Genomic DNA, 3,750 nt, shown 5'->3' with positions numbered 1-3,750 from the left:
GGGCCACAGCCATCACACCCCCGACCCCCGCTCGCAGCCCCGGTCTGCGTGTTCAAACTTTCTCTACTTGTTCAAGGCGGCCCCTGCGGGGCCGCTGATCCGGCCCTCATCCTGTCGAACCGCCAGACGCGGGCGTGCGGCTGGCGCCGGTCCCGCGTGGCGGTTCGACGGAGGCCGGGCGGCCCCACAGCCGCCGCAACGCGAAGAACAAAGATGCCCTCGCCGGGCAGGCAGGCTCCGGGATGACCAAGGACCGTAGGCCGGGTTGCGCTGGCAGGGTGGGTGCTTGGTGGTCATCCCGTCGCCTGATCTGATGGCTATCACGCCGCGTCGGGGCCGCAAGGTTGGCAAGTTCGTCCGGCGGTCAGGCACGGAGGTTGCGGCCCCAACACGGCGTGATCGAGACGCCATCAGGCGACGGGATGACCACCAAGCGTAACCGTTGGCTTGCCCAGGGCATACAGCTGTCGGCCACACGCCATCAGCCCTGCTTGCGACAGGCTGTGTGAGCTTCCACGTCGCTGTGTCAGGTTGGTCCCGGGAACCGAGCCAGCGACACGATCGGCACCTCCTGCCCCCGTCCCACGATCGGGATGGGCAGTTGACTAGGGTGATGGGCAGTTGACTAGGGTGGAGCCGTGTCCAAGATCGTGTCACTGCCCGGACTGCCAGAAGCGCCAGCAGCAGCCGAGTTCTTCGCTGGCATCGGCCTCGTGAGGCTAGGTCTCGAGCCAGCTGGGTTCGATGTTGTTTGGTCAAATGACATCGAACCCGCCAAGCAGGCGATGTACGAGGGGCACTTCGCGGACTCAGAACATCACAAGTACGTCCTTGGGGACATCGCGGACATCTCGGCTAACGACCTGCCCTCGAATTTGAGCCTCGCGTGGGCCTCGTTCCCGTGTGTGGATCTGTCCCTGGCTGGATGGCGTCGCGGACTCGCAGGCTCGCACTCGTCAACCTTCTGGCATTTTACTCGAATTCTCGACGAGATGGGCGAAGACAGGCCGGAAGTTGTCGCTCTGGAAAACGTAGTGGGTTTGGCGACGAGCCATGGCGGCGAAGACCTCGCTGCCGCAGTGCGCGAACTCAATCGTCTCGGATACTCGGCAGATATCCTCACGCTCGACGCTAGGCGTTTCGTGCCGCAGTCTCGCCCAAGACTATTCATTGTTGGGGCGCAAGCCCCGCCGGCAGATGAGCCGGAACCTAACAATGAGATTCGACCGGATTGGCTTCAAGCCCCTTTTGGTGACCCTACGCTGCGAACCCATAGGGCGGCGCTTCCGACTCCTCCGCCGCCATTGACCAAGGGGTTATCGACTGTAATCGAGCGGATGTCACCTGATGACGAGCGTTGGTGGGATCAAAAACGCACTGAAGCCTTCATTGAGTCACTTTCGCCAATTCAACGTGAGCGACTCAAGCAGTTCTCGGCAAGTAAGAGTTTGGTGTACAGGACAGCGTACCGGCGCACTAGGAATGGGAAACCGGTCTGGGAGGTCCGCCCGGACGACATTTCGGGTTGTCTGCGGACCGCTCGCGGAGGTTCCTCCAAGCAGGCAGTCGTGCAAGCTGGCCGCGGGACTGTTCGGGTGCGATGGATGACACCCCGCGAGTACGCGAGGCTTATGGGAGCTGGCGACTACCAGCTGAGCGGTCTCCGGAATAACCAAGCTCTGTTTGGCTTTGGCGATGCTGTATGCGTGCCGGTTGTTCGGTGGCTATCCGAAAATTACCTGATGCCACTAGTTCGAGGCGAGATGGGGCCGGGCAGCCCCGCGGAACTGGCGGTTGTAAGTGGCTGATCAACAGCGTAGAAAGCCTGCCCGAAACAGCCTGCCCGCTCCTGCTGTGCGCGGTTTTCGGAGAATGCTGGAAGATGCACTAGCAGAGACTGATGACAAGGGGCGGCGGTGGGCTGACGCGAAGTGGGGTTGCTACGCGTTCTATGATTATGATGGTGAGCCGATTTATGTAGGACAGACTAATGAGCAGCTCCGTGTCCGAGTCCGTCGTCATCTAACAAATCAGCGGACCGACGCGGTGGCGATGCGAATCCTTGATATTTTCGAAGTGGCGGAATTGCAACTGTGGCCGCTCTGGCAATATGAAGGAGTGTCAAGTAAAACCAAGGAAGCATTTGCTGCAGCTCAAAACCATCTTAATGCAGTCGAGTATAGCGCGTACCTGCAGGCGATTCGGGAAAGTCGTTTCAAAGCGATCCTCAACGAAAAAATTCCCCCAGTCTCACCGCCCGTCGAGCTTCCTCCCTCGAGACGTTTCAAACTGATAACCGAAGAAACCAGACACGACCGGGGACATCCAGACGTCAGGATAGCGCGTCGCGCCGAAACGATCTCGCGACTATCCGCCGTAGCGCACGAAAGAGGTGAAGTTTCTGACGGGCTACGACGTGTCCTAGTAATTCAAGCCGTCAGGCTCGCCTACCTTGCGGCGGTGCGTTTGGCATATGTCGAAGGCAGGCCGGAGCCAGATCCCTCGGCAATTGATATCGAGGGACTTGTCGGCTCAGTCATGTATGAACATTCTGACCCTGCCGGCCCGACTGATGCTCCTGGCACCGATATTGGGCCGTAGTCGACTCGTCCGTCTTCAGGGTTCGCTTCCCGTGCATCGCCCTCGCAGTCAGGCGGCTATCATCGTCCACGAGGTGACGCCGTGAATGGTCCTTCCTGGGCATCAACGCCTGCCACGCGGAAGGCGATGCAGGCTAATCGCAGTCGTGACACTGAACCTGAGTTGCGGCTGCGTAGAGCGCTGCATGCTAGAGGGCTGCGGTATCGAGTCTGCACCTCACCAATTCCCGGCATCCGCAGGAAGCTCGATGTGGTCTTTCGTCCAAGCAAGGTTGCAGTTGAAATGCGGGGATGCTTCTGGCATGGGTGTCCCGCCCACTGCAGACTTCCGACCAATAATGCTCAGTACTGGTCAGATAAGATTTCGCGCAACCGTCGCCGCGACGCTGATACGGAAGAACGGTTGCAAGCCGCGGGATGGGTTTTAGTGGTCGTCTGGGAGCATGAAGACATGGATGCCGCAAGTCAAATGATCGAGCGTCTAGTAAGGCAACGCCGATTAATTTGACAGAAGCCCTTCGGCGGCAAGTGCTCGTCGGCATTGTGCGCAGGTCACATTCGTGAGCGGTTCCGCGTCTAACCGTCTTGCAACTTCGCGGGTCCTTGAGCGGTCGCACAGTGTCCATCGAGCAACCCGCGTTCTAGCGTTCCGCTGGTAAACAGCAGCTGCATGGCGCACGACGGATGTAGGCGCAGTGATGGCGACCGGCACATACTTAATGATGTCCCCCGGCGTTGGCGGCGCCTGATCTGCATCCAGCGCCTGGCTTGGCGGATTAACATTTTCAATCAGCACCACAAATCCATTCTGCTCCAGCTGTGCAACTTCCCCAGGGCCGGGAAGCTCGTCCTCTGACAACTCAAGCCGAAACTGCGCCACTTCGGTTTCTCCCTGTGTTATTGGCCATGCCGGTCTGTAACGTGCAGTCGTAAGCGGGACGGCGAACGTTACAGCACGAAAATAATTGACACACAATCTGGGTAGCTAATCAAAGTTTCGCAGGATTCCGGTCCGGGAGGTTTGTCGGCGGATCTACGTCGCTGTGACCGGAGGATCGACCGCCGGTGCCGGCCATGGGCCCTTCGGCGGGTTCCCGGCGCGCTGTTTGCTGATCCAGCGGGTATAGGTGCGGCGCGGGATGCCGATCAA

The 3,750-nt window shown here is 59.6% G+C and carries 3 protein-coding genes; all 3 read left to right on the top strand.

The window, feature by feature from the left end; genetic code table 11:
- Positions 1–638: 638 nt before the first annotated feature.
- The 3 genes from YWM_RS25800 (at position 639) to YWM_RS25790 (ending at position 3,108) form a co-directional block, all read left to right on the top strand.
- The gene (locus YWM_RS25800; protein ID WP_245566061.1) at positions 639–1,808 is read left to right on the top strand and encodes a DNA cytosine methyltransferase; all 1,170 of its coding nucleotides are present in this window, start codon (positions 639–641) and stop codon (positions 1,806–1,808) included.
- A gap of 64 nt (positions 1,809–1,872) precedes the next feature.
- Positions 1,873–2,601 carry a GIY-YIG nuclease family protein gene (locus YWM_RS25795; protein ID WP_084612447.1) on the top strand — a complete coding sequence of 243 codons (729 nt, stop codon included), beginning with the start codon at positions 1,873–1,875 and terminating at the stop codon, positions 2,599–2,601.
- Positions 2,602–2,682: 81 nt separating this feature from the next.
- Entirely contained in the window at positions 2,683–3,108 is a 426-nt protein-coding gene (locus YWM_RS25790; RefSeq protein WP_281168824.1) for a very short patch repair endonuclease, read from the top strand.
- Positions 3,109–3,750 lie beyond the last annotated feature (642 nt).

The sequence above is a fragment of the Thermocrispum municipale DSM 44069 genome (assembly GCF_000427825.1).
Classification (GTDB): domain Bacteria; phylum Actinomycetota; class Actinomycetes; order Mycobacteriales; family Pseudonocardiaceae; genus Thermocrispum; species Thermocrispum municipale.
Note: the sequence above shows the minus strand (reverse complement) of the source record. Positions and strands in the feature narration are given on the sequence as shown.